This is a genomic window from Stenotrophomonas sp. SPM, assembly GCF_003105135.1.
In the GTDB taxonomy this organism is placed as follows: Bacteria; Pseudomonadota; Gammaproteobacteria; order Xanthomonadales; family Xanthomonadaceae; genus Stenotrophomonas.
Genome location: NZ_QETL01000008.1, coordinates 1 through 22352 on the forward strand (window position 1 = coordinate 1; position 22352 = coordinate 22352).

Here is a 22352-nt window from a genome sequence, read left to right on the forward strand (position 1 = left end):
GTGAGCGGCATGGATGGCGCGACCGAGGCTACATGGACGTATTCACGCCGTCCCCTGCCACCGGACCCACCCCGCCAACTCACGGATAGCCGGCTTCTGACGTTGACGTTGCCTCTGCGGGTGCAGGGCTGCAAGCCCTGCAACAAAACCCTCCTTGACCGTAGCCCGTCCGCCCCCGGAGAATTACCGGATTAATTCTCATTTGCTGTTACGCAGGATGCGGGCGGCAGCCTCGACGGCCTCTCTCCCCGATGTTCAAGAACGTCCTGTTCCAACTGCACTGGCTGCTGGGCATCACGGCCGGCACCATTCTGGCCATCATGGGCCTCAGCGGCGCCACGTTGTCTTTCGAGGACGAGCTGCTGCGTGCCGCCAACCCTGGCTTCGCCGCCATCGCCGAACACTACGACGACGGTCAGCAGCCTCTCGCGCTGAGCGAACTGGTGCCGCTGCTGCAGGCCGGCAGCGAGCGCCCGCTGCAACGCCTGCGCGTGGACGCCACCGGCCAGCGCCCCTCGGTGGCGCGCTTTGCTGGCGGCAAGGACCACTGGGTCTACTTCAACCCCTACAACGGCGAACGCTTCAGCCACCTGCGGGGCCAGGCGTTATTCGATTTCGTCGAAGACCTGCACCGGCACCTCGCGGCCGGTGAACGCGGCAAGGTCGTGGTCGGCAGCTGCGCCATCGCCCTGCTGTTCTTCGCCCTGTCCGGCCTGTATCTGCGCTGGCCCCGCCGCTGGTGGCACTGGCGCAGCTGGCTGGCAGTGGAATGGAAGCGCAGCGGCCGCGGGTTCCTGTGGAGCCTGCACTCGGTGATCGGCACCTGGGTGCTGCTGATCTACCTGATGAGTGCGCTGACCGGCCTCTGGTGGTCGTTCGACTGGTACCGCAGTGCAGCCAATTCGGTGCTGGGCGTAACCCCGCCGGCCAAGCACAAGGTCGCGCCCGACGCCGTGCTCGACCTGCAGCATGTCGAGGACACGCTGTATGCGCAGCCCGGCGTGCGCAGCGGTTACATCGACCTGCGCCTGCCGGAAAAGCCGGGCCAGGTACTGAACGTGCGGGTGATGTCTGGCGACCCGGCCCTGCGCGGCGGCCACCACGACCGCGCGCATGACCTGCTGCAGCTGGACCCGGCCAGCGGCGCGCTGCTGGATGCGCGCCCCTACGAGCGCCAGGGCACCGGCGGCAAGCTGGCCACCAGCGTGTTCGCGCTGCATTCGGGCAGCTACTTCGGCCTGACCGGCCGCGTGGTGGTGATGCTCAGCAGCCTGGCGATGTGCCTGTTCTTCATCACCGGCTGGATGCTGTATCTGGACCGCCGGCGCAGCCAGCGCGCGGCACGTGCGCTGCGGCAGACCCTGCCTGCGGCGCAGGAAAGCGGCGGCGAAGGCACGCCTTGGCGGGTGATCCACGCCAGCCAGAGCGGCCTGGCCGAACAGCTGGCCTGGCGCGCGGCGGCACAGCTGCAGGCCGCCGGCCACCCGGTGCAGGTGCTGCCACTGGCGCGGGTAACGGCTGCGCTGCTGCAGGACAGCCCGCAGGTCCTGTTCGTGCTCAGCACCTTTGGCGATGGCGAGCCGCCGGACAACGCCCGTCGTGCCGCACGCCAGCTGCTCGCCCAGCGCATGGATCTTTCGAACCTGCGCCACGGCCTACTGGCGCTGGGCGATCGGCAGTATCCGCATTACTGCGCGTTCGGCGCCGCGGTCGACACGTGGCTGGCCGGCAACGGTGCGCAGCCGCTGTTCCCGCGCATCGACGTCGACGCCGCCTCGGTGGTGGCACTGCGCCAGTGGCAACGCGAGCTGGGTGCGCTGACCGGCATCGTCACCGATGACAGCGTGCTGCCGCCGGCCACGCAGATGCATGACTGGCAGCTGCTCGCACGCGAAGAACTGAACCCGGGCAGCCTGGGTGGCGCGATCTGGAAGATCCGCCTGGCGCCGCCGGCCGGCACGACCTGGCAGGCCGGCGACATCCTGCACATCGCACCGCGCAACAGCGCGCAGCACGCCGCGGCGGTGCTGCAGGCGTACGGGCTGGACCCGCTGCAGCCGCTGCTACTCGACGGCACCACCCGCACGCTGCTGGAACTGGCAGGCGAACGCGTGCTGCCCGACGAAGGGGCCGCGCTGCCGGTACAGGACGCCGCGCTGTGGCTGGCCGGGCTGCCGGAGCTGCCAGGGCGCGAATACTCCATCGCCTCCTGCGCCGCCGATGGTGCCGTGGAACTGGTGGTGCGCCTGGTGCACGACGCCGCAGGCCGCGCGGGCCGGGGCTCAGGCTGGCTGTCGCTGCATGCGCCGCTGGGCAGCCGCATCGCCGCGCGCGTGCACCGCAACCCGGGCTTCCACCGCCAGGCCGGCGCACCGATGGTGCTGGTCGGCAACGGCACCGGCATCGCCGGCCTGCGCAGTTTGCTGCGCGAAGCCGCGCAGCACGACCAGCATGGCCATTGGCTGCTGTTTGGCGAACGCCAACGTGCGCACGACCAGTTGTTCGCCGAGGAGATCGCGCAATGGCAGGCCGAGGGCCATCTGGCCCGCGTGGAGCTGGCCTTCTCGCGTGATGCCGACGGCGGTGGCTACGTGCAGCACCGCCTGCAGGCCGCTGCGGCGGAACTGCAGGCGTGGCTGGAGCGCGGCGCGGTCATCCACGTGTGTGGCTCGCTGCAGGGCATGGCCGAGGGTGTTGACCAGGTCCTGCGTGCTGCACTGGGCGATGACGAAGTGGAGACGCTGCTGGAGAACGGGCGCTACCGCCGCGACGTGTATTGAGTTCGCTCGCCGGGCATGGTCCGGCGAAGGCGATCAAGCCATCACGCGGCAACGCGCGGGCGCCGCTCCGGCTGCAGGCGGAACGCCGACACCGCTTCGGCCAGCGCCTGCACCTGGGCCTGCATGTGCGCAGTGGATGCACCGGCTTCCTCCACCAGGCTGGCATTGCGCTGCGTGCTCGATTCCATCTGCACGATGGTCTGGTTCACCTGCGCGATGCCGGCGTGCTGGTCCTGCGATGCACTGCGGATGGCGGTGAGCAGTTCCGCCAGCTGCTGCACGCTGCCAACGATCTCGCCCATGGTGGTGCCGGCCTGTTCGGCCTGCACATTGCCCTGGCCGACGCGGGTGACCGAATCCTCGATCAGCCCCTTGATCTGCTTGGCCGCCTCCGCGCTGCGCTGGGCCAGCAGGCGCACTTCGGACGCCACCACGGCGAAGCTGCGGCCCTGCTCGCCGGCACGCGCGGCTTCCACGGCAGCGTTCAGCGCCAGGATGTTGGTCTGGAAGGCGATGCCGTCGATCAGCTGGGTAATGTCGCCGATGCGGCGCGAGGCTTCGCTGATGCCATGCATGGTAGCCACCACCTGGCCCACGGCCTGGCCGCCACGCGCGGCCACCGCCGCCGCGCCCTGCACCAGCGCATCGGCACGGCCGGCGGCATCGGCGTTGCGGCCGACGGTGTCGGTCAGTTCGTGCATCGACGCGGCGGTCTCTTCGAGGTTGGCCGCCTGCTGTTCGGTACGCTGCGAGAGATCATGGTGGCCGGCGACGATCTCACCCACGCCCACATCCAGCCGCGACGTGGCCTGCTGGATGCGGGTGACGATGCGGCCGAGCTGGCCGACGGTGGCATTGGCATCGTCGCGCATGCGCGCGAACACGCCCTGCAGGTCGCCTTCCATGCGCACGCTCAGGTCACCGCGGGCCAGTGCCGCCAGCAGCGCCTGCAGATCGCCCAGATTGGTTTCGAACGTGGCCAGCAGATGGTTGATGCTGGTGGACAGCGTACGCACGAAGCCCTGCTTGCCTTCCAGCGCGATGCGACCCTGCAGTTCACCGTGTGCGGCCGCATCGACCAGCGCGGCCACTTCGGTTTCCAGCAGGGTTTCCAGCGCGCGGCTGCGCCATTCCACCGCCACGCCGAGGAAGTGGCTCTCATCGACGATCGCGTTGGCGATCAGCTGGTAGCGGACGCCGAGGTGATTGATCTCGCGCTCCTCGCGGCGGCGCACGCCGGCCAGGCTGGTCATGGCCGGGTGCAGGCGCACCGCATCGCTGCCAACCAGTGCGTCGGCCGGCATGCCCAGCAGCTGCAGCAGGGCGGGATTGGCGTAGGCCACCTGCCCTTCCGCATCGATCACCATCAGCCCGGTCTGTGCGCTGTCCAGCGCCTGGCGCACGCGGGTGTTGCCACGGGCCACCGCGCGTTCTTCCTCGATGCGCGCACGCAGGCGCTGCTGCATGTCGATCAGGCGCTGCGCCAGCTGGCCGATTTCATCGTTGGCGTTGTGCACGCGCAGGGTGGTGTCGAGGCGATCATCGGCGATGTCACTGGCGAAGCGCAGGGTGTCCTGGATCGGACGGCGTACCGCGCGCAGCACCAGCACCAGGCTGGTGATCAGCACACCGGCCACCAGCACGAGCGTGGCGGCGAACAGCACGCTCATGGTGCGTGCACCGGCCTGCTGGCGTGTCTGTGCCTGGGCCAGCGCCTGCACCTGGGCCTTCTGGAAGGCGGCCAGTGCAGGCGCCACGCCGGCGGCCGTATCCAGCAGCGACTGCGCTTCCACATCCAGGCCGACGCGGGCGGCGGTGTAGCCCAGCAGCGCGGCCTGGTAGGCATCCATGTCGGTGCGCAGGCTTTCCTGCGCCTCGATCGGCAACCCTGCCAGGGCCAGATCGAAGGGCAGCTTCTCTTCGCTGGCGCGGTCGGCATGGGTGGAGTCGCCATCGAGCAGCAGCAACGCCTCCTGCCGGCGCATCTTCTGCACATGCAGTTCCAGCACCGGACGCTGCAGCGCGGTCACGTTCGCCTGCAGCGTGTCGGCGGCCTGCTGCAGCTGCGCGGCCAGGCCCGCGTCGCCGCGACCCATCTCATCCACGCGCTCGAACAGCGCGGCGATGCCCTGCGAGAAGCCGTCAACCGCTTCGGCCAGGGACTGCAGCGTCTTGCGCCGGCCGGCATCCATCGGCATCGCGCGCAACGCCTGCAGATCCTGCTTCAGCTCCTGCTGGGTGGCCAGCAGCTGGCTGCGGTCGGCATCATCGAAACTGCGCGCATACTGTGTCTGCAGGCGCCGTGCTTCGGCCACGCGGGTGGCCAGCGCCGCCGCCAGATCGCTGCCGTGCTGGTAGCTGGCCTGGGTGCGGGCCGCCTGTGCGCTGGCGTGGCCGGTCCAGGCGTAGACGCCGGCGATGGCGACCAGGCCCAGGCCGCAGACCCACAAGGTGGCCTTCAGCTTGTCGGCCACGCTGAGCCGGTGCGGCTGCAGCCAGCGCAACAGGCCGGGAAACGCCGAGCGCAGCCCATCGAAGTGGGTGCGCAGGGACCGAAGGCGAACAACCGCGGTCGACATGACAGACTCCAGGCAAAAGGACGCACCTGTATCGACCTGGATCAGCGGGACTTTAGAATTGTTTTCGAGAACTGCCCCCCGGGGGCGCACTTACGGTCTTTGTACCGGCCGCAGGCGACGGGGCGATGACATCGGCGCCCTGCCCTTGACCTCAACCCCGGTTGCGGTTGCACAGTAGGTGTCCCTGCCCCGCCTGGTGCCGTCATGACCACGCTCGATATCCCCCGTTACCTGCAGCGCCTGCAGCTGCCGGCCGCGCCGCCGGCCACCCTGGCCGGGCTGACCCTGCTGCAGCAGCGCCACAACGCCCATGTGCCGTTCGAGACCCTCACCTGCCTGCTGCGCGATGCGGTGCCGATCGACCTGGACAGCGTGCAGCGCAAGCTGCTGGACGCGCAGCGCGGGGGCTACTGCTTCGAGCTCAATGGCGCCTTCCTCGTGCTGCTGCAGGCGCTGGGCTTCGATGCCCATGCACTGAGCGCGCGCGTGCTGCTGTCAGCCGCCGAAGGCGAACTGACCCCACGTACCCACCTGTTGATCCGGGTGCGGCTGGACGGCGAGGACTGGCTGGTGGATACCGGCTTCGGCAGCCTGACCCCGACCGTGCCGCTGCGCCTGCGGGAAACAGCCGCACAGGACACGCCGCATGAACGCTACCGGCTACAGTGCCTGGATGATGGCGATTACCTGCTGGCGGCCAGCAGCGGTGACGACTGGCGGTCGCTGTACCGGTTCGACCTGACGTCGCCGGCGGCGGCCGACAATGAGGTGGGCAACTGGTATGTGTGCACGCACCCGCACTCGAGTTTCCCCGGGGAACTGCGTGCTTCACTGACCTGGCCGGAGGGGCGGCGCACGCTGGGCAGTGGCAACTACACCGAATACCGCCCGGACCAGGCGCCGGAGAAGCGGGCGTTGCGCGATGTGGCGGATGTGCGGCAGGTGCTGCAGGAGGGCTTTGGCGTGCGGCTGCCGGACGATGCGCGGCTGGACCCGGCCATTGCCGGGTGGCTGCAGCGGTGGCAGGCGACAGCCGGGTAGAGTCGAGCAAGCTCGACTCTACGGGCCAACAGCAGCCGAGCGTGGGCTCGGCTCTACAGATGGGCGTCAGGCTGTTGTCGGGGCCTGCACGGCGATGCGGTTGCCTTCACTGTCGGCGATCTCCGCCACGCGCCAGGCCCCTGCCTCGGCGGGGCCGAATCGCAGCGCGGCACCCGCCTGCAGCGCACGGGCAAGGCTGGCATCGAGATCCTGCACACCGGCATAGATGCGCGTGCCCCGCTCGGACGGCAGGTAATCCGCGCCGTGGACCAGCGCCATGCTGGCACCGCCTGCATCGTCGTCGAACGGCAGTTACGCCATCGTGCAGTCGTGCACTTCCACCGGGGCATCGATCTCCACCTGCAGCCACCGCTGGTAGAACGCGATGGCGCGGGCCAGGTCGACCACCGGAATCTCGACGTGCATGACGGGGTTCATCGTCGCACCATACCGCTTCAGATGATGCGCAGGGTAATCGCCTTCAGCACCGCGCGGGTGCGGTCGCGGGTGCCCAGCTTGTCGAGGATGCTGGACACGTAGTTCTTCACCGTGCCTTCGGCCAGGAACAGGCTGCGCGCGATTTCCTTGTTGCTGTAGCCACCGGCCAGCAGGCGCAGGATGGCCACTTCGCGTTCGCCGAAGGTATCGCTTGGTGGCGCCTCGTCGTGGAAGCGGTAGCGAGAGCGCACCGGTTCGGTACTGACCGGCAGCAGCAGGGTTTCGCCGGCGGCGACGCGCTCGATGGCTTCGCGCAGGTCGGCCGGCGCTGCGTCCTTCAGCAGGAAGCCCTGCGCACCCGCTTCGCTGGCGCGCAGCAGCAGGTTGCTTTCATCGAAGGTGGTCAGCAGCAGGCAGGGCGTGGTGTCGCCACGCGCTCGCAGCTGGCGCAGTGCCTCGATGCCATCCAGGCCGGGCATGCGGATATCACTGAGCACCACGTCCACTTGCTGCGTGGCCAGTGCATCCAGCAGCGCCTGGCCATCCTCGGCTTCCAGCACCACCTGCACGCCCAGGCCCTGCAGCAGCGCGCGCAGGCCGGCGCGGACCAGGGCCTGGTCATCGGCCAGGGCGACGCGGATCGGTGCGCCGCTCATGCCGACAACCGCGCGATCAGGTGCATGCCGCCCTGCTCGGTACGGGCCAGCTCCAGGTGCCCCTGCACATCGGCCAAGCGCTCACGCATGCCGGAAATGCCATTGCCCTCGCGGATGCGCTCGGCGCGCTGGCCGTCATCGCGGATATCGATACGCAACCGGGAATCCTCTTCGCTCATCGTCAGCCATACGTTATCGGCTTCGCCATGCCGTGCGGCGTTGGTCAGGGCTTCCTGCACAAGGCGCAGCACCGTCTCGGCCGTGCGTGGATCGGTGACCCGCACGCCCTCGGCAATCCGCAGCTGCAGGCGCGGGCGCGGAAACGGCGCGGCCAGCGCATGCAGGGCGGTGTCCAGGTCCAGGCCGCGATCATCGCGCATGGACTGCACGACCTGGCGGATGTCGGCCAGCAGTTCGCCGGACAGCTGCTCTGCGGTCTGCAGGCCCTCGCGTCCGGCCAGCACCGGATCGGCGGCCAGCGCACGCAGGTTGAGGCGCATGGCGGTGAGCTTGTGCCCGGCCACGTCGTGCAGTTCGCGCGCCAGGCGCAGGCGCTCGGCATCGCGGGCGCTGTCGGCCAGCAGGGCACGGGTGGCCAGCAGATCGGCATTGACCCGCGCCAGCTCGTCGCGGGCCAGCGCCGTGCTGCGCGCGTAGTGCGCGGTCAGCGCGGCGAAGGCCTGGAAGCCGCCGTACAGCAGCACCACCAGCAGCGGCTGGGTGAAACCACTGTGGCGCAGCACGGCGTACTCGGCCAGGTTGGCCAGCAGCGCAACCACCAGCACGAAGCGCGGCGGCCAGTGCTCGGCCAGCTGCGCAACCAGCACCACCAGCAGCACCGGTGCCGTGCCGGTGCGTGGCTGCAGGGCGATGAGGGCGACCGCCAGCAGCGCCTGCAGCACGGCAACGACCGCGCGGAGGCGTGTCGGCAGCCCGACCCAGCCGTGCACCGTGAACAGCAGCAGGAAGGCGCCGAGCAGCAGCAGGCTTGATCCGGCCCCGCTGCGCTGCACGCCGAATGACAGGCCGACTACCAGCACGGTGATCACGCCGGCAAGGCTGAGGGGACGCAGGAGATGGCGGAGCAGGCTGGGCATGGCGGCATGCTGACCGGCCCGGGCCCCTGCCGGCAATGGGTCCAGCGCAGAAAGTGACTTCTGGCACGTCGGATCGATGACCACTGGCCCTGAACCCGGGCCAGGCCCCGGCGCAGACTGGCCCCACACCTCCAGACGGAACTGCCGCCATGATCCGCACCGCCCTGACCTGCTCCCTGCTCGCTGGCCTGCTGCTTGCCGGTGGCACCCATGCCGCCGAACTGACCGTGAACGTGCACGATGTCCGCGCCCAGACCGGCACCCTGCGCGCCGCTCTGGTGTCCTCCGACAATGCCTGGAACGGCAAGGCCGCACCGGTGCAGGCGCAGCATGCACACCCGCAGGGCGGCACCCTGCAGTTCACCTTCAAGGATCTGCCGGCCGGCAACTACGCCGTGCTGCTGACCCACGACGAGAATGACAACGGCAAGCTCGACACCAACCTGGTGGGCATGCCGATCGAAGGCTACGGCTTCAGCAACAACCCGCAGGTGATGCGCAAGCCGACCTTCGAGGAAGCACGCTTCGCGGTGCCCGCCGCCGGCACCGCCATCGACATCACCCTGCGCTGATTCTCCCTACCGCACCGAGGCCCGCCATGGATCGTCGCCGCTTCCTCCGCACCCTGATCAGCAGCACCGCTGGCCTGGCCCTGGGCGCCACCGCCCTGCGCAGCGCCCCGGCCTTCGCCAACGACCCGGCTCAGTTCGCCCAAGGCCTGCAGGAACATCCATGGCTGCTGGGCTGGCGCGGGGTGAGCAGCGAGACGCTGGGCCCGGCCACGGTGCAGCTGCAGGGCCGGCTGCCCGCCGGCCTGGCCGGCACGCTGTACCGCAACGGCCCGGCGTGGAGCGAGCGCGGCACCCTGCGCTACGACCACTGGTTCGATGGCGACGGCATGGTCCACGGCTGGCACTTCAACGGCGACGGTAGCCTGACCCACCGAGCACGCATGGTGGCCACGCCCAAGTTCACCCGCGAGCAGAAGGCCGGTCGCTTCCTCTACCCCGCCGCCGGTACCAGCGTCCCCAACGCACAGGCCGTGCGCAACAACGACGATGCCAACGTGGCCAACACGTCGGTGATGGCGCTCAATGGCCGCGTGTTCGCCCTGTGCGAATCCGGCTCGGCGTTCGAGGTGCATCCCGACTCGCTGGAGACGATCGGCCCGGTGACCTGGCGCCCCGACCTGGCGGCCCTGCCGTTCTCGGCGCACCCGCTGGTGGACCGCGATGGCAGCGTCTGGAACTTCGGCTCGATCAGCCTGATGGGCGGCGCCGGCCTGCTGGTGTGGCACATCGGCAAGGATGGCCAGCTGATCAGCGCCGATGTGATCGCCACGCCGGGCCGTGGCTACCTGCATGCCTTCACCATGACCGACCAGCACCTGGTCTTCGTGCTGGCGCCGTTCGACTTCAATGAGAGCGGCGGCAGCTTCTTCGAACGCATGCAGTTCGCCCCGCAGCGCGCGGCCACTATTGCGGTGGTATCCAAGGACGCGCCGGACAAGGCGCAGTTGTTTGAAGCACCGTTCGCGGCGATCTACCACTTCGGCGATGCACACCGCAGCAAGGACGGCATCGTGGTGCGCGCCGTGCGCCGCGACAACATGGAAGAAGCCCGTTCGCCGATGAAGGAAGCGATGGCCGGTGACGGCGCCCACGCCACCAACGGCCACAGCACCCTGGTGGAACTGCACCTGGACCTGCGCCGTGGCCAGGCGCGCTGGCAGGACACCGGCATCAGCACGGTGGAATTCCCGCTGTTCGACCCGCGCACGCCCGACAGCCGCGCGGCCCGCCTGTACGCACCGACCGTCGATGGCGCCAGCAGTACGCCCTATTTCAACGCGGTGGCCGCCTTCGACGTGGAGCGTGGCCGCCGCCAGGTGTGGCGCTATGGCAGCGACATCATGGCGGAGGAACATGTGTTCGTGCCCCGCCCCGGCAGCCGCAACCCGGATGATGGCTGGCTGGTCGGAACGCTGCTGGATCCGGTGAACAAGCGCAGCGGTATTGCCGTGCTGGATGCGCGCCATGTGCAGGACGGCCCGCTGGCGCAGGCCTGGCTGCCGTACGCGGTGCCGCTGGGCTTCCACGGTACGTTTGCCGCGCGGGCGTAACCGCAGGCGCACGCCGCACGCACGCGGCCGCTGGCATGCTGGGGCTCCCCGTTTTCCCCGAAGTGCCCCCATGCCGCTGTCCGACCATCGCGCTGTGCTTGCTCCACACGGTCACCTGCGCGTGGCGATCAATCTGAGCAACCCGGTGCTCGCCCAGGGCGATGCGCGTTCGCCGCGCGGACCGTCCGTGGAGCTGGCTACGACGCTGGCGCAACGGCTGGGCGTGCAGGCGCGTTTCACCTGCCACGATGCGGCCGCCCCGGTCGTGGCCGCTGCCGCCGACGATGGCTGGGACCTGGCGTTCCTGGCGGTGGATCCGGCGCGTGCCGACCGGATCGCGTTCAGTGCGCCCTATGTGGAGATCGAAGGCACGTATCTGGTGCGGGAAGCCAGCCCGGCGCACACGGTGGAAGATCTCGATCGCGAAAGCGTTCGCATCGCGGTGGGTCGCGGCGCTGCCTACGACCTGTACCTGGGCCGCGAGCTGAAGCACGCGCGGATTGAACGCGCGCCCACGTCGGCCGCAGCGATCGAGCTGTTCGACCAGCAGCAGCTGGATGCGGCGGCCGGTGTGCGGCAACCGCTGCAGGCCTGGGCGCAGGCGCATCCCGGACATCGGGTGCTGGTCGATCGCTTCACAGCGATCCAGCAGGCGGTGGCCGCCCCGGCCGCGCGCCCGGCGGATGCACTGCAGGCGTTGTTTGCCGAGGTGGAAGCGATCAAGCAGGGGCCGTTGCTGGGGGAGGCGTTCGCGCGGGCGGGGCAGGCGGTGACGCTGATGCGGTGAGGGCTTCGGTTTTTCTGCAGCGCCGAGCCCATGCTCGGCTGCCGTGTGCAGGTTCCCGCGAAGAGCAGCCGAGCGTGGGCTCGGCTCTACAGGGGGCGGTCAGCGCTGCAGGGCGTCCTGCACGGCCTTGGCCACGTCGGTGTTGTCGATGTAGCTGCCGTCGTTCCAGCGCACATGCTGGCGGTAGCCGGCATCGACGCCGCGCACGCGCTGGCCCAGCAGTTCGGCACCGTTGCCCTTGGCCCACAGCGGCACCAGGCCGTTGGAGTGGTTGCCGGTGGGGCGGAAGCTCATGCCCGGCATCTGCCCGCGGCCGTTGTTGCGCACCGGATCGAAGGCCACCTTCTGCGCGTCCGGGCCCATCGGCATGCTGTTGTCGTGGTCGGTGGTGACAATCAGCAGGTTGCGTTCCCAGCCACCGTTCTGCTCGATCCACGCCACCACTGCCGATACCGCATCGTTGAACTCGGCGGTTTCCTCGATCAGGCGGCCGTACTGCGGCTGGTCGGTGCAGGCACCGTAGTGCCACTCGGTACCGCAGGCGCTGGTGTGCGCGGCCCAGTCGGTGGCACCGCCTTCAACCATCAGGAACAGGCCCTTGGGCGAACGCTGCTGCAGGAAGCGCAGCGCGCCGCGGGTCATCGTGGCCAGGTCAGGCACGCTGTCGATCTTCTTCACCCCCGACGGTGTGGCGGCATCGCGCCCGACCACCGGCAGCTGGCGCGCCTGCTGCAGGGTGTTGGCTACGCGCGGCACGCCGATCAGCGGGCGGTCGACCGGCAGGCGGCCTTCGGCCAGCGCGGCGAAGTCGTCCTTGCTGCGGATCAGGCGCCACGCGCCGGACGGATTGCCGGCAATCGGCGTGCCCGCTTCCAGCTGCTGCCAATCCTGCTGCGACACCCATTCCCACGGGTTCTGGCAGCCTTCGGCGGCGACCTTGTCCATGCCGTCCACGCAGGGTGTGCCGTCGACGCTGTAGCCGGGGCCGCCGGTGCCCATCACCAGATCCATGTGGCCCTGGGCCAGCATCTGGTGGGCGATCTGGTGGTAGCTGTTACGCGATTCGCTCTGCGCCGCGAACGCCGCCGGCGTGGCGTGCGGGAACGGCACCGAGGTGACCACGCCGGTGGCCATGCCCAGCGCCTTGGCGCGCAGGGTGTTGAACTCCACCGGCTGGCCATCGTTGTTGTAGTTGATGGCGTTGTTGTAGGTCTTCACCCCCGACGACAACGCGGTACCCGCAGCGGCGCTGTCGGTGGCGACCGCGGCCAGGTACTGGTAGGCGACGAACGGCAGATCGGGCGCCGGCACCTCGGTGGTGTCCCAGGCCAGCACGGGGTCGTAGCCGATGCGCTGCGAATCATCGCGGGTGGGCTGGCCACTGGCGTTGAGCGGGAACGTGGTGACCGCCAGGCGCTGCGGGAACGCCGCGTACGGCGCGCCTTCGCGGCTGCCGTACTGCCAGTAGGCCGCCGCATCCCAGGTACCCCAACCGGCGCCGTCGTTGATCATCACGATGACGTTGTGCGGACGCGCCTCGGCGGTCGTCGCGGTGGCCGCCTGCGCATCGGGACGCGCATTGGGCTGGCAGGCAGTGAGCGCGGCAAGCGCCGCCAGGATCGACGGGCACAGCCAGCGTCGCGCGAGGGGTCGGGTCATGGAGATTCCTGCAGTACGAAAGGCGGCGACACCGCCCACAGCGGCACGTTATATCATTGCAATGTTGCAGATTCGTGCGGCTTTTCGCCCTGCGTGCTGCGCGCTATCGTGTTGATGATGTCACTGCCTGCTTCGCCGATACCGGCACTTTCTTCGATCACCGTGGATGCGGCCACGCTGCGCATCCTGCAGCAGTACGATGCCAGGCTGCCGCGTGCGCCCGCCTCGCTGACCAAGCTGATGACCGCGCATGTGGCCTATGAGGCCATCGCACGCGAGGCTCACGCGTGGACGGACAGCACCGTGATCGATGCGTGTGACGTGCATGCGGTGGCCGCCGATGAAACGCGGATGGGCCTGGTGCCGGGCGAGACCGTCACCCTGGGCCACCTGCTGGAAGGCCTGATGGTGGTATCCGGCAACGATGCCGCGTTGGCGCTGGCCCGCCACCTGGCAGGTTCGGAGGCTGCCTACGTGCAGCACATGAATGACACCGCCGCACGCATGGGCCTGCGCGATACGCACTTCGTCTCGGTCTCGGGCATCACCACGCCGGGCCATGTGTCGACCGCGCATGACATGGCGATGCTCGCCGCGCGGCTGCTGGCCGATCATCCGCAGGTGCTGGCCATCACTGCCCAGCGCCACTTCAGCCACGGCACGTTCTGCAAGGACAACCAGAACACGCTGCTGGGCAGTGAGGGCATCGATGGGCTGAAGACCGGCTATACCCGCGCGGCGGGCTTCTGCCTGGCGGCGACCGCGTGCCGCGACAGCGAAGAAGCAACGCACCGGCTGATCAACATCACCCTTGGCGCGCCCACACGGGAAGCGCGGAACGCGTGGGTGCAGCAATGCCTGCAGGAGGGTTTCGCGCAGCTGCAGCGCGGCGTGGCGATCAGCGCGCGCGGCTGACGGTCTCGACGATCAGCCGTTGCAGTTCTGTTTCCGCATCCGGCTGCAGCAGCGCGCCGGCCGCAACCGCTTCGGACAGGGCCTCGGCGGCACCGAGAATCGCCCAGCGCCCAGCCACGGGCACGGCGCCGTCGGCCGCGAACGGACCCAGCCACTGCGCACACTGCTCGACGAAATCCTGCTGGTAGCGGTGGCGCACGTCGCGCAGCTCGGGCGAACCGGCCAATGCGGCGAGGATCGCCTGGATGTCGCTGCCCTGCGAGAGCACGCAGTCGATGTAGCCCGACGCGATGGCCTGCGCACGCTCGTGCAGGCGCGCCGGTGCCGCGCCGATGCGTGCATCGAACACGGCGGTCTGGCGCTGGTCGTAGTCCGCATACAACGCGGCCAGCAGGCCATTGCGGGTGATGAAGTGATCGTAGGCCACCGGCTTGGTCACGCCGGCCGCCTCGGCCAGGCGCCCCAGGCTGAGCGCGTCGGTGCCCTCGCCGCCCACCAGTGTCCAGGCCACATCCAGCAGCTGGCGGCCACGCTGTTCGCGTGACATCCGGCGACGGGTGGGCGTGGCGGCGGTGGACATGCAGCGGCTCTACATCATCAGGCAGGTGTGCCTATGGTACGGCCGATGTCGGTGGCGGTCTGCAGATGCGCCGCGGCCTGGCCACTGTCGGCATCCAGCAGCAGCGTGGACGAGTGCACGGTGGCACCGCAGTAATCGAAGATGCCCATGTCGATCTGTGTCTTCATTGCCGCACCGTAACCGCGGCGTTCGATCATCTCCGCGCCCGCGCCACCGATGCCGACCAGATGCACCTGCAGGCGCTGCAGTTTCTTTTCCACCTTGCCGTCGGCACCGTCGGCGTAGGCCCAGCCCTGGGTGAACACCCGGTCGATCCAGCCCTTCAGCAGCGCGGGGAACGACCACCAGTACAGCGGATAGACCAGCACCAGCGTATCGGCGGCATCCAGCCGCGCGTGCTCGGCGGCCACGTCGTCCGGCACCGCCGCGCCCTGCTTGAACAGGCCAATGTCGGCAGCGTTGAAGCGGGGATCAAAGCCCTCGGCGGCGAGATCGGCCAGGGTCACGCTGTTGCGCGCATCGGCACCGGTGATGGCCTGCCGGATGCGCGCGGCAACGGCATGGGTAAGCGAAGCGGAATCAGGATGGGCGACGACGATGAGGCTGTGCATGGGAAGGACCTGCGGGCTGATTAGTTACCAATGGTAACTAGCAGGTGGAATTCTACCAGTACGCCCCGCAGGACGCTGATTTCGACTCGCTGGCCCTCCCTGGCATGCCGCCCACGCGGAAATGGATATGTCATCACACGTCAAATGCGAATGATTCGTGATACGATTGTTAAAGAATTCTGAAACCCCCACACACGGACGTCCCAGCCATCGCCAGTGGACCCTCAACAGGAGTACTGCGCGATGTCGCACGCCGTTCTGAAATCCCGTCGTTCCGTTGCCGCCCTGACCGCCGCGATTGGTCTTGCACTGGCCAGCACCGCCCACGCTGATGCCGCCGCCGACGCCTCGTCGGCCAAGCAGATGGACACCGTGGTGGTCACCGCCACTGGCGCCCAGCAGTGGATCAAGGATGCGCCGGCCAGCATCAGCGTCATCACCCGCGAGGAGATCGAGCGCAAGCCGGTCACCAGCATCGGCCAGCTGCTGAGCACCGTACCGGGCGTGACCGGCGGCTACGCACTGTCCGGTACGCAGTCGAAGATCCGTCTGCGCGGCCTGCCCGAGCAGTACACGCTGATCCTCATCGACGGCCGCCGCCAGGGCAATTCCTCCGGCGTGAACTACCGCGACGATCTCGGCCCGCAGGATCTGAACTGGCTGTCGCCGGACATGATCGAGCGCATCGAAGTGGTGCGTGGCCCGATGTCCTCGCTGTACGGTTCGGATGCGATGGGCGGCGTGATCAACATCATCACCCGCAAGATCGCCGACCACTGGGGTGGATCGGTGACCTACAACTACAGCAAGCCGGATTCGGATTCGCGCGGTGACACCACGCAGATGGGAGCGCTGTTCAGCGGCCCGCTCACCGACAACCTCGGCGTGCGCATCGGCGCCAACGTCACCGACCGCGAGTCTGATCGGCTTGAAGACCAGACCCCCGGCAGCAAGGCGGAAAATGCCAACCTGCAGTTCCACTGGCGCCTCAACGACGATCACGCGCTGACGATCGAAGGTTCGCGCGGCGTGCAGCGCAACAGCGGTGCGGGCGATGTCTACGCCTGGGGCCTGTCCAAGCTGGTGCAGACCGGTTACGTGCTCAACCACGATGGCCGCTACGGCGACAGCACCACGTCCAAGAGCACGCTGGTGCAGAACGATTACAAGGACAAGGGCAGTGCGGTGGGCAACCACTCGAAGGAAACGGTGTTCGACACCGCCTTCACCACCGGCTTCAACTGGGGCTTCGAGCACAGCCTCAATGTCGGCGGCCAGTGGAAGCGCGAGGAGCTGGAGAACAGCGACACCATCGGCACCGTGCCGGTGACCTGGACCGGCAGCAGCCGCATCAGCCCGACCAGCGAAGCCGATTCGTGGGCGCTGTTCGCCGAGGACCACATCACCCTGCACGAGCGCTTCGTGCTGACCCTGGGCGTGCGCTGGGACAACACCGACAACTATGACGACAACCTCAGCCCGCGCATCTACGGCGTATGGCACCCGGCTGACGCGTGGACCGTGCGCGGCGGCGTGTCCAAGGGCTTCCGCGCGCCCAACCTGAAGCAGGGAACGGCCGGTGCCGCCACCCAGTCCGGTGGCCGTGGCTGCGGCAGCCTGACCCCGGAAGGCTGGAACAGCCGCCTGGTCAGCGCCGACGGCACCACCGGCTGCTACATGGCCGGCAACCCGAACCTGGAGCCGGAAACCAGCACCAACTACGAGTTGGGCGTGGGCTTTGACCAGGGCGGCTGGTCGGCGTCGGCCACCTACTTCCTGACCAACTTCGACGACAAGATCGAACAGGTGCCGCTGCGCGACATCCCCGGCCAGACCACCAGCTTCGTCAACGGTTTCTGGTGGACGGTGGCGCAGAACATCCAGAAGGCCCGCACGCGCGGCGTGGAAGCCAGCGTGACCGTGCCGCTGCACGAGCGTGTCAGCTGGACCACCAACGCCACGCGCATGCTGGAATCGAAGAACCGCACCACCGGTGCCAGCCTGCTGGTGGTGCCGAAGATCACCGCCAACACGTCGTTGAACTGGGACGTCACCGATGCGTGGTCGCTCAACCTGAGCGCGCAGCACATCGGCAAGCAGCTGGTGGCCTCGTCCAGTGCGAGCTTCGCCAAGGCGTACACCACGGTGGACCTGGTGACCGCCTATGACGTGAACGAGAACCTGACCCTGCGTGCAGGCGTGCTGAACCTGGACGACACGTCCACGCTGGAAGACGGCAACGACTATGACGGTGGCGCGCGCACGTTCTTCGTCGGTCTGACCGCGCGGTTCTGAGGAAGCAACGGGGTCGGAGCCCTTCGAAGAAGCGCTCCGACCCCAGTCGCGGGCAACCCTCCACGCATGGCGTGGATCTACTGCAGCGGTACCACCATCGTTTCCTGCAGGTGCTGGTGGTTCCAGGTGCTGGCGCCGCGCGCGTGGCCCTCCAGCCGCAGCGCCGTGTGTCCGGCATCCTGCCAGCGCACGCGGATCTCCAGCTCCAGCCGTCCCTCGTCGCGCTCCAGCACGCGTACAAGCGCCGGACCATCGACGCGGGCCAGCAGCCCCGGCGCCTGGCGCAACGCCTCCATCTCCCTCACCAGCGCCGCGTAGGCGGTTACGTTGTCCATGGCCTCAGCGGAACAGGTCGTTCAGTGCCGCGCCCGTGGCGGCCTGCTGCAGGCCGTCGAAACGGCCGTCGCGCAGGATCGGATCGGTGGCCTGCATCAGCCCGCCCCATGCCGCACGCGCCAGGGCCCCGCCCAGGCTGACCCGGCGCACGCCCAGCGCAGCGATGTCCTGCAAGGTGAGCGGCGTGGGCCCACCGACCAGCAGGTTCACCGGCTTCGATCCTGCCGCCGCAACGACGGCCATGATCTGCTCGTGCGTGGTGATGCCCGGTGCGTACAGCACGTCGGCACCCGCCGCGGCGTAGGCACGCAGCCGCTGCAGGGTGTCTTCAAGATCAGGCACGCCGACGAAGAAGTTTTCCGCGCGCCCCACCAGCAGGACGTCTGCGCCGACGCGATCAATCGCCGCCCGTGCGGCGGCCAGGCGCTGCACGGCTTCCTCCAGCGGCCGCAGCGGTGCCCCCACTACGCCGCTGGCATCTTCTATGGACAGCGCGGCGATGCCGGTATCCAAGGCGGCGGTGACCGCTGCGCCGACCTCGTCCGGCGTCGCACCAAAACCATCACCGAAGTCCGCGTTCAACGGCAGCGACGTCGCACCCGCCATCAGGCGCAGGTGTTCCAGCGTGGCTTCCAGCGAGACGGCACCATCGGGCCTGCCCTCGCTCCACGCGCAGCCGGCACTGGTGGTGGCCAGCGCCTGGAAGCCCTGCCGCTGCAGATAGCGCGCACTGCCCACGTCCCACGGGTTGGGAAGCACGAAGCAGCCCTGAGTGTGCAGTTGGCGGAAGGCGGCGCGCCGGCGGGCGGTGTCGGTGTCAACGGCGGTCATGGCGAATGTCCGGTGTGTGGCCCGGCCACCCTAGCCCGGCCACGGGCACGACTCAACGTGGTGGCAGCGGCGCGGCATCACCCGATGCCCGCTGCTTATTGGACGGCGCGGCCACCATCGCCGAGCGTGTCGGCTCCGCCACCAGCACGCTGGCCATGCCGCCGCATACCTCTGCTACACCTTTTGATGCGGCCGAAGACGCCGGATGGGCCGACCTGCTCTCACCCGTGCGCCGGCGCCTGATCGCCTCGGCGGGTGTGGCCATGGGCGGGCTTGCCGCTGCCAGCACGGCCAGCGCTGCCAGCGCGCCCAACACCACCGAACCCGGCCGCCCCGGTTTCCGCCCGATCGTGACGCCGCCCGCACAGGGCCACAGCCCCTGGGGCCAGGACACGGCCACCGAAGCGACACCGCGCCCGGCCAGCGTGCGTCCGGGCGAATCGCCGCTGCCCAGCCGGCCGCGTGCCTATACCGATATCAAGAGCTACCACGCACACATCTATTTCGACGAAGACAGCTACCAGAAGGCGGCCCTGCTGCGGCGCTGGGCGGCCGAGCGCTTCCCGGTGGAACGGGGCAACTGGAACCTGGAACCGCGCGGCCCGCATGTCACGCCGTCGTTCTACTTCGGCTTCAGCAACGACCTGCTGCCGGTGCTGGTGCCGTGGCTGCAGCTCAACAGCCTGGGCCTGACCATCCTCATCCACCCCAATACCGGCGATGGCCGTGCCGACCATCTGTATTACGCGCTGTGGGTGAACCGCGCGCAGCCGGTGAACGCCTACAACTGGCCGGCGCCGAAACCCGGCGAGACCGAGGCGCTGGAAGAGGTGTTCCCGAACGTGGTGCCGACGGTGCCGCTGGAGACCTGAGTCCGATAGCGGTCATCCACGCATGGCGTGGATCTACCGGGCGTGGCCATCAACGCATGGCGCTGATTTACGCCATCGTCGGCCTTCGTGCGGGCATCCCCGCCGCCATGGCGTTCAGCGGGCCTTGATCCGGCGCCACCCATACGGCCGCAAGCGCTTTCACGATTTTCAAACGATTGCTTTAAACACCTGCAATTTCGCCGAACTGGACAGCATCCACAGGTTCCGCCAGACTGCCGCCCTTTCCTGTTGATCGGATTCCATGGCGAAGCTGCTGGTCCTGCATGGCCCCAACCTCAACCTGCTCGGCACCCGCGAGCCGGAGGTCTATGGGCACACCAGCCTGGCCGACATCGACCAGGCGCTGGCCGCCCAGGCGGCTGCGGCCGGGCATGCGCTGGAAAGCCTGCAGTCCAACGCCGAACACGTGCTGGTGGACCGCGTGCAGGCCGCGCGCACCGACGGTACCACGTTCATCCTGATCAACCCGGCCGCCTTCACCCACACCTCCGTCGCCCTGCGCGATGCGCTGGCGGCGGTGGCCGTGCCGTTCATCGAGATCCACCTGTCCAACCCGCACACCCGCGAACCGTTCCGCCAGCACAGCTATTTCAGCGACAAGGCGGTGGGCGTGGTGTGTGGCTTCGGCGCCGACAGCTACCGCTACGCGATGGACGCGGCGCTGCTGCGGGTGTCCGCCACCTGATTGTCGACCCGGGCGCCAGCCGGCGCTCTACCTCACCTAGATAGAAACCAAAGAGGCCCTCATGGATCTGCGCAAAATCAAGAAGCTGATCGACCTGCTGGAAGAGTCGAACCTGGCTGAAATCGAAATCAAGGAAGGCGAAGAGTCCGTGCGCCTGTCGCGCGCCCCGGTGGCCGGCTACGCCGCGCCGATGCCCGCCCCGGTGTACGCCGCGCCGGCCGCCCCGGCTGCGCAGGCCATGCCGATGCAGTCGCCGACCGAAGCCTCCACCGGCGGCACCGCCAAGCCGGGCCCGGCCCTGCCGGAAGGCCACGTGCTGCGTTCGCCGATGGTCGGCACCTTCTACGCGTCGGCCGCTCCGGACAAGCCGGCCTTCGTCACCGTTGGCCAGCAGGTCAAGGAAGGCGAGACCCTGGCCATCATCGAAGCGATGAAGATGTTCAACCCGATCGAAGCCGACAAGTCCGGCACCATCGTCGCCATCCTGGGCGAGAACGGCCAGCCGGTGGAGTTCGACCAGCCGCTGTTCGTGATCGGCTGAGGGGCACGCCATGCTCGACAAAGTCGTCATTGCCAACCGAGGGGAGATCGCGCTGCGCATCCTGCGCGCGTGCCACACCCTGGGCATCCGCACGGTGGCCGTGCACTCCACGGTCGACCGCAACCTCAAGCACGTGGCCATGGCCGACGAGTCGGTCTGCATCGGCCCGGCACCGTCGCCGCAGAGCTACCTCAACATCCCGGCACTGATCGCCGCGGCGGAAGTCACCGACGCCCAGGCCATCCACCCGGGCTACGGCTTCCTGTCGGAAAACGCCGACTTCGCCGAGCGCGTGGAGGAGTCCGGCTTCATCTTCATCGGCCCCAAGGCCGATACCATCCGCATGATGGGTGACAAGGTCGAAGCCATCCGCGCCATGAAGTCCGCCGGCGTGCCGTGCGTGCCCGGCTCGGGCGGCCCGCTGGGCGAGGACATCGTTGCCAACACCAAGATCGCCCGTGAGATCGGCTACCCGGTCATCATCAAGGCGGCCGGTGGCGGCGGAGGCCGCGGCATGCGCGTGGTGCACGCCGAAGCCTCGCTGAAGACCTCGATCGAAACCACCAAGAGCGAGGCCAAGGCCGCGTTCGGCAATGGCGAGGTCTACATGGAGAAGTTCCTGGAGAACCCGCGCCACGTGGAGATCCAGGTGCTGGCCGACGGCCAGGGCAACGCCATCCACCTGGGTGAGCGCGACTGCTCGATGCAGCGCCGCCACCAGAAGGTGGTGGAAGAAGCACCGGCACCGGGCATCAGCGCCGAACAGCGCGAAGAGATCGGCAAGGTCTGCACCGAAGCCTGCGTGCGCATCGGCTACCGCGGCGCCGGCACCTTCGAGTTCCTGTACGAAGACGGCCGCTTCTACTTCATCGAAATGAACACCCGCATCCAGGTGGAACATCCGGTCACCGAAATGGTCACCGGCATCGACCTGGTGGCCGAGCAGCTGAAGATCGCCGCCGGCCAGAAGCTGTCGATCAAGCAGAGCGACGTGGTGCTCAGCGGCCATGCCATCGAGTGCCGCATCAACGCCGAAGATGCTGAAACCTTCGTGCCGAGCCCGGGCACCATCACCGGCTTCCATCCGCCGGGCGGCCCCGGCGTGCGCGTGGACACCCACATCTACAGTGGCTACCGCGTGCCGTCGAACTATGACTCGATGATCGGCAAGCTGATCGTGCACGGCCCGGACCGCGAGACCGCCATCGCCCGCATGCGGGTGGCGCTGAGCGAGATGGTGGTGGACGGCATCAAGACCAACGTGGCCCTGCAGCAGCGCATCATGCGCGACAAGGGCTTCCAGAGCGGTGGGCAGAACATCCACTACCTGGAAAAGCGCCTGGCCGAACGCAAGAACAAGCCGATCGCACTGACCTGATCAGCGCCAGCGGCTGGACACGAAAAGGGCGGGGATGTCCCCGCCCTTTTCTGTTGCCTGTTTCCTGTAGAGCCGAGCCCACGCCCGGCTTGCTGCAAGGGCAGCCGAGCGTCGGCTCGGCTCTACAG

21 protein-coding genes are annotated in these 22352 nt (G+C 68.5%); 11 read left to right on the top strand and 10 right to left on the bottom strand.

Annotation, left to right across the window (positions count from 1 at the left end):
• Nucleotides 1-251 precede the first annotated feature (251 nt).
• The gene (locus DCO49_RS03655) at nucleotides 252-2780 is read left to right on the top strand and encodes a sulfite reductase flavoprotein subunit alpha (RefSeq protein WP_116862859.1); all 2529 of its coding nucleotides are present in this window, start codon (nucleotides 252-254) and stop codon (nucleotides 2778-2780) included.
• A 41-nt stretch (nucleotides 2781-2821) separates the two neighbouring features.
• On the opposite strand, the gene DCO49_RS03660 is transcribed toward DCO49_RS03655, so the two are convergent.
• On the bottom strand, nucleotides 2822-5359 hold the full coding sequence (locus DCO49_RS03660) for a methyl-accepting chemotaxis protein (protein ID WP_116862860.1): 2538 nt from the start codon (nucleotides 5357-5359) through the stop codon (nucleotides 2822-2824).
• Between the two features lie 204 nt (nucleotides 5360-5563).
• On the opposite strand from DCO49_RS03660, the gene DCO49_RS03665 reads away from it, so the two are divergent.
• Nucleotides 5564-6400 carry an arylamine N-acetyltransferase gene (locus tag DCO49_RS03665; protein WP_116862861.1) on the top strand — a complete coding sequence of 279 codons (837 nt, stop codon included), beginning with the start codon at nucleotides 5564-5566 and terminating at the stop codon, nucleotides 6398-6400.
• Between the two features lie 66 nt (nucleotides 6401-6466).
• Here the strand turns inward: DCO49_RS03665 and DCO49_RS20450 are convergent, their stop codons facing one another.
• From DCO49_RS20450 to DCO49_RS03680, 4 genes are read right to left on the bottom strand one after another with little or no spacing between them, the layout of a single operon-like run.
• On the bottom strand, nucleotides 6467-6679 hold the full coding sequence (locus tag DCO49_RS20450) for a hypothetical protein (RefSeq protein ID WP_243402645.1): 213 nt from the start codon (nucleotides 6677-6679) through the stop codon (nucleotides 6467-6469).
• A gap of 33 nt (nucleotides 6680-6712) precedes the next feature.
• Nucleotides 6713-6838 (bottom strand): hypothetical protein, encoded by a 126-nt coding sequence (locus DCO49_RS20625; RefSeq protein WP_256643239.1) that lies wholly within the window; start codon nucleotides 6836-6838, stop codon nucleotides 6713-6715.
• A gap of 17 nt (nucleotides 6839-6855) precedes the next feature.
• On the bottom strand, nucleotides 6856-7494 hold the full coding sequence (locus tag DCO49_RS03675) for a response regulator transcription factor (RefSeq protein ID WP_116862862.1): 639 nt from the start codon (nucleotides 7492-7494) through the stop codon (nucleotides 6856-6858).
• Nucleotides 7491-8591, bottom strand: coding sequence for a histidine kinase (locus tag DCO49_RS03680; RefSeq protein WP_116862863.1), 1101 nt, complete (start codon nucleotides 8589-8591; stop codon nucleotides 7491-7493). Before DCO49_RS03680 ends, DCO49_RS03675 begins: the two co-directional genes overlap by 4 nt.
• A 149-nt stretch (nucleotides 8592-8740) precedes the next feature.
• Between DCO49_RS03680 and DCO49_RS03685 the strand changes: the two genes are divergently transcribed.
• From DCO49_RS03685 to DCO49_RS03695, 3 genes are all read left to right on the top strand, one after another.
• On the top strand, nucleotides 8741-9163 hold the full coding sequence (locus DCO49_RS03685; protein ID WP_116862864.1) for a DUF2141 domain-containing protein: 423 nt from the start codon (nucleotides 8741-8743) through the stop codon (nucleotides 9161-9163).
• Between the two features lie 26 nt (nucleotides 9164-9189).
• On the top strand, nucleotides 9190-10713 hold the full coding sequence (locus DCO49_RS03690) for a carotenoid oxygenase family protein (RefSeq protein WP_116862865.1): 1524 nt from the start codon (nucleotides 9190-9192) through the stop codon (nucleotides 10711-10713).
• A 70-nt stretch (nucleotides 10714-10783) separates the two neighbouring features.
• Nucleotides 10784-11500, top strand: a complete 717-nt coding sequence (locus DCO49_RS03695; RefSeq protein ID WP_116862866.1) for a transporter substrate-binding domain-containing protein — start codon at nucleotides 10784-10786, stop codon at nucleotides 11498-11500.
• 99 nt (nucleotides 11501-11599) lie between these two features.
• On the opposite strand, the gene DCO49_RS03700 is transcribed toward DCO49_RS03695, so the two are convergent.
• Entirely contained in the window at nucleotides 11600-13159 is a 1560-nt protein-coding gene (locus tag DCO49_RS03700) for an alkaline phosphatase (RefSeq protein ID WP_116862867.1), read from the bottom strand.
• A 117-nt stretch (nucleotides 13160-13276) separates the two neighbouring features.
• Between DCO49_RS03700 and DCO49_RS03705 the strand changes: the two genes are divergently transcribed.
• A complete protein-coding gene (locus DCO49_RS03705) occupies nucleotides 13277-14074 on the top strand; it encodes a serine hydrolase (protein WP_116862894.1) in 798 nt (265 codons plus the stop codon).
• On the opposite strand, the gene DCO49_RS03710 is transcribed toward DCO49_RS03705, so the two are convergent.
• Nucleotides 14058-14621: a TetR/AcrR family transcriptional regulator gene (locus DCO49_RS03710; protein WP_116862868.1), complete on the bottom strand. Its 564-nt coding sequence runs from the start codon at nucleotides 14619-14621 to the stop codon at nucleotides 14058-14060. The genes DCO49_RS03705 and DCO49_RS03710 overlap by 17 nt on opposite strands.
• Nucleotides 14622-14671: 50 nt before the next feature.
• Nucleotides 14672-15265 carry an NAD(P)H-dependent oxidoreductase gene (locus DCO49_RS03715; protein ID WP_116862869.1) on the bottom strand — a complete coding sequence of 198 codons (594 nt, stop codon included), beginning with the start codon at nucleotides 15263-15265 and terminating at the stop codon, nucleotides 14672-14674.
• Nucleotides 15266-15508: 243 nt separating this feature from the next.
• On the opposite strand from DCO49_RS03715, the gene DCO49_RS03720 reads away from it, so the two are divergent.
• On the top strand, nucleotides 15509-17560 hold the full coding sequence (locus DCO49_RS03720) for a TonB-dependent receptor (protein WP_207776456.1): 2052 nt from the start codon (nucleotides 15509-15511) through the stop codon (nucleotides 17558-17560).
• A 77-nt stretch (nucleotides 17561-17637) separates the two neighbouring features.
• On the opposite strand, the gene DCO49_RS03725 is transcribed toward DCO49_RS03720, so the two are convergent.
• Together DCO49_RS03725 and DCO49_RS03730 are read right to left on the bottom strand one after the other, a co-directional pair.
• A complete protein-coding gene (locus tag DCO49_RS03725; RefSeq protein ID WP_116862870.1) occupies nucleotides 17638-17895 on the bottom strand; it encodes a hypothetical protein in 258 nt (85 codons plus the stop codon).
• A 4-nt stretch (nucleotides 17896-17899) separates the two neighbouring features.
• On the bottom strand, nucleotides 17900-18727 hold the full coding sequence (locus DCO49_RS03730; RefSeq protein WP_116862871.1) for an isocitrate lyase/phosphoenolpyruvate mutase family protein: 828 nt from the start codon (nucleotides 18725-18727) through the stop codon (nucleotides 17900-17902).
• 155 nt (nucleotides 18728-18882) lie between these two features.
• Here DCO49_RS03730 and DCO49_RS03735 point away from each other — a divergent pair, with 155 nt between their 5' ends.
• The 4 genes from DCO49_RS03735 (at nucleotide 18883) to accC (ending at nucleotide 22224) form a co-directional block, all read left to right on the top strand.
• Entirely contained in the window at nucleotides 18883-19599 is a 717-nt protein-coding gene (locus tag DCO49_RS03735) for a DOPA 4,5-dioxygenase family protein (protein ID WP_116862896.1), read from the top strand.
• 262 nt (nucleotides 19600-19861) lie between these two features.
• Nucleotides 19862-20305 carry a type II 3-dehydroquinate dehydratase gene (aroQ, locus tag DCO49_RS03740; protein WP_116862872.1) on the top strand — a complete coding sequence of 148 codons (444 nt, stop codon included), beginning with the start codon at nucleotides 19862-19864 and terminating at the stop codon, nucleotides 20303-20305.
• A gap of 61 nt (nucleotides 20306-20366) precedes the next feature.
• Nucleotides 20367-20846: an acetyl-CoA carboxylase biotin carboxyl carrier protein gene (accB, locus tag DCO49_RS03745; protein WP_079223759.1), complete on the top strand. Its 480-nt coding sequence runs from the start codon at nucleotides 20367-20369 to the stop codon at nucleotides 20844-20846.
• 10 nt (nucleotides 20847-20856) lie between these two features.
• A complete protein-coding gene (accC, locus tag DCO49_RS03750) occupies nucleotides 20857-22224 on the top strand; it encodes an acetyl-CoA carboxylase biotin carboxylase subunit (protein WP_116862873.1) in 1368 nt (455 codons plus the stop codon).
• The last annotated feature ends 128 nt before the right edge of the window (nucleotides 22225-22352 follow it).

What these genes read in the sequence shown, in the direction of transcription:
- DCO49_RS03655 (WP_116862859.1), top strand. Translation starts at nt 252, where the DNA reads ATGTTCAAGAACGTCCTGTTCCAACTGCACTGGCTGCTGGGCATCACG.
- DCO49_RS03660 (WP_116862860.1), bottom strand. Translation starts at nt 5,359, where the DNA reads ATGTCGACCGCGGTTGTTCGCCTTCGGTCCCTGCGCACCCACTTCGAT.
- DCO49_RS03665 (WP_116862861.1), top strand. Translation starts at nt 5,564, where the DNA reads ATGACCACGCTCGATATCCCCCGTTACCTGCAGCGCCTGCAGCTGCCG.
- DCO49_RS20450 (WP_243402645.1), bottom strand. Translation starts at nt 6,679, where the DNA reads ATGGCGCTGGTCCACGGCGCGGATTACCTGCCGTCCGAGCGGGGCACG.
- DCO49_RS20625 (WP_256643239.1), bottom strand. Translation starts at nt 6,838, where the DNA reads ATGAACCCCGTCATGCACGTCGAGATTCCGGTGGTCGACCTGGCCCGC.
- DCO49_RS03675 (WP_116862862.1), bottom strand. Translation starts at nt 7,494, where the DNA reads ATGAGCGGCGCACCGATCCGCGTCGCCCTGGCCGATGACCAGGCCCTG.
- DCO49_RS03680 (WP_116862863.1), bottom strand. Translation starts at nt 8,591, where the DNA reads ATGCCCAGCCTGCTCCGCCATCTCCTGCGTCCCCTCAGCCTTGCCGGC.
- DCO49_RS03685 (WP_116862864.1), top strand. Translation starts at nt 8,741, where the DNA reads ATGATCCGCACCGCCCTGACCTGCTCCCTGCTCGCTGGCCTGCTGCTT.
- DCO49_RS03690 (WP_116862865.1), top strand. Translation starts at nt 9,190, where the DNA reads ATGGATCGTCGCCGCTTCCTCCGCACCCTGATCAGCAGCACCGCTGGC.
- DCO49_RS03695 (WP_116862866.1), top strand. Translation starts at nt 10,784, where the DNA reads ATGCCGCTGTCCGACCATCGCGCTGTGCTTGCTCCACACGGTCACCTG.
- DCO49_RS03700 (WP_116862867.1), bottom strand. Translation starts at nt 13,159, where the DNA reads ATGACCCGACCCCTCGCGCGACGCTGGCTGTGCCCGTCGATCCTGGCG.
- DCO49_RS03705 (WP_116862894.1), top strand. Translation starts at nt 13,277, where the DNA reads ATGTCACTGCCTGCTTCGCCGATACCGGCACTTTCTTCGATCACCGTG.
- DCO49_RS03710 (WP_116862868.1), bottom strand. Translation starts at nt 14,621, where the DNA reads ATGTCACGCGAACAGCGTGGCCGCCAGCTGCTGGATGTGGCCTGGACA.
- DCO49_RS03715 (WP_116862869.1), bottom strand. Translation starts at nt 15,265, where the DNA reads ATGCACAGCCTCATCGTCGTCGCCCATCCTGATTCCGCTTCGCTTACC.
- DCO49_RS03720 (WP_207776456.1), top strand. Translation starts at nt 15,509, where the DNA reads ATGTCGCACGCCGTTCTGAAATCCCGTCGTTCCGTTGCCGCCCTGACC.
- DCO49_RS03725 (WP_116862870.1), bottom strand. Translation starts at nt 17,895, where the DNA reads ATGGACAACGTAACCGCCTACGCGGCGCTGGTGAGGGAGATGGAGGCG.
- DCO49_RS03730 (WP_116862871.1), bottom strand. Translation starts at nt 18,727, where the DNA reads ATGACCGCCGTTGACACCGACACCGCCCGCCGGCGCGCCGCCTTCCGC.
- DCO49_RS03735 (WP_116862896.1), top strand. Translation starts at nt 18,883, where the DNA reads ATGCCGCCGCATACCTCTGCTACACCTTTTGATGCGGCCGAAGACGCC.
- aroQ (WP_116862872.1), top strand. Translation starts at nt 19,862, where the DNA reads ATGGCGAAGCTGCTGGTCCTGCATGGCCCCAACCTCAACCTGCTCGGC.
- accB (WP_079223759.1), top strand. Translation starts at nt 20,367, where the DNA reads ATGGATCTGCGCAAAATCAAGAAGCTGATCGACCTGCTGGAAGAGTCG.
- accC (WP_116862873.1), top strand. Translation starts at nt 20,857, where the DNA reads ATGCTCGACAAAGTCGTCATTGCCAACCGAGGGGAGATCGCGCTGCGC.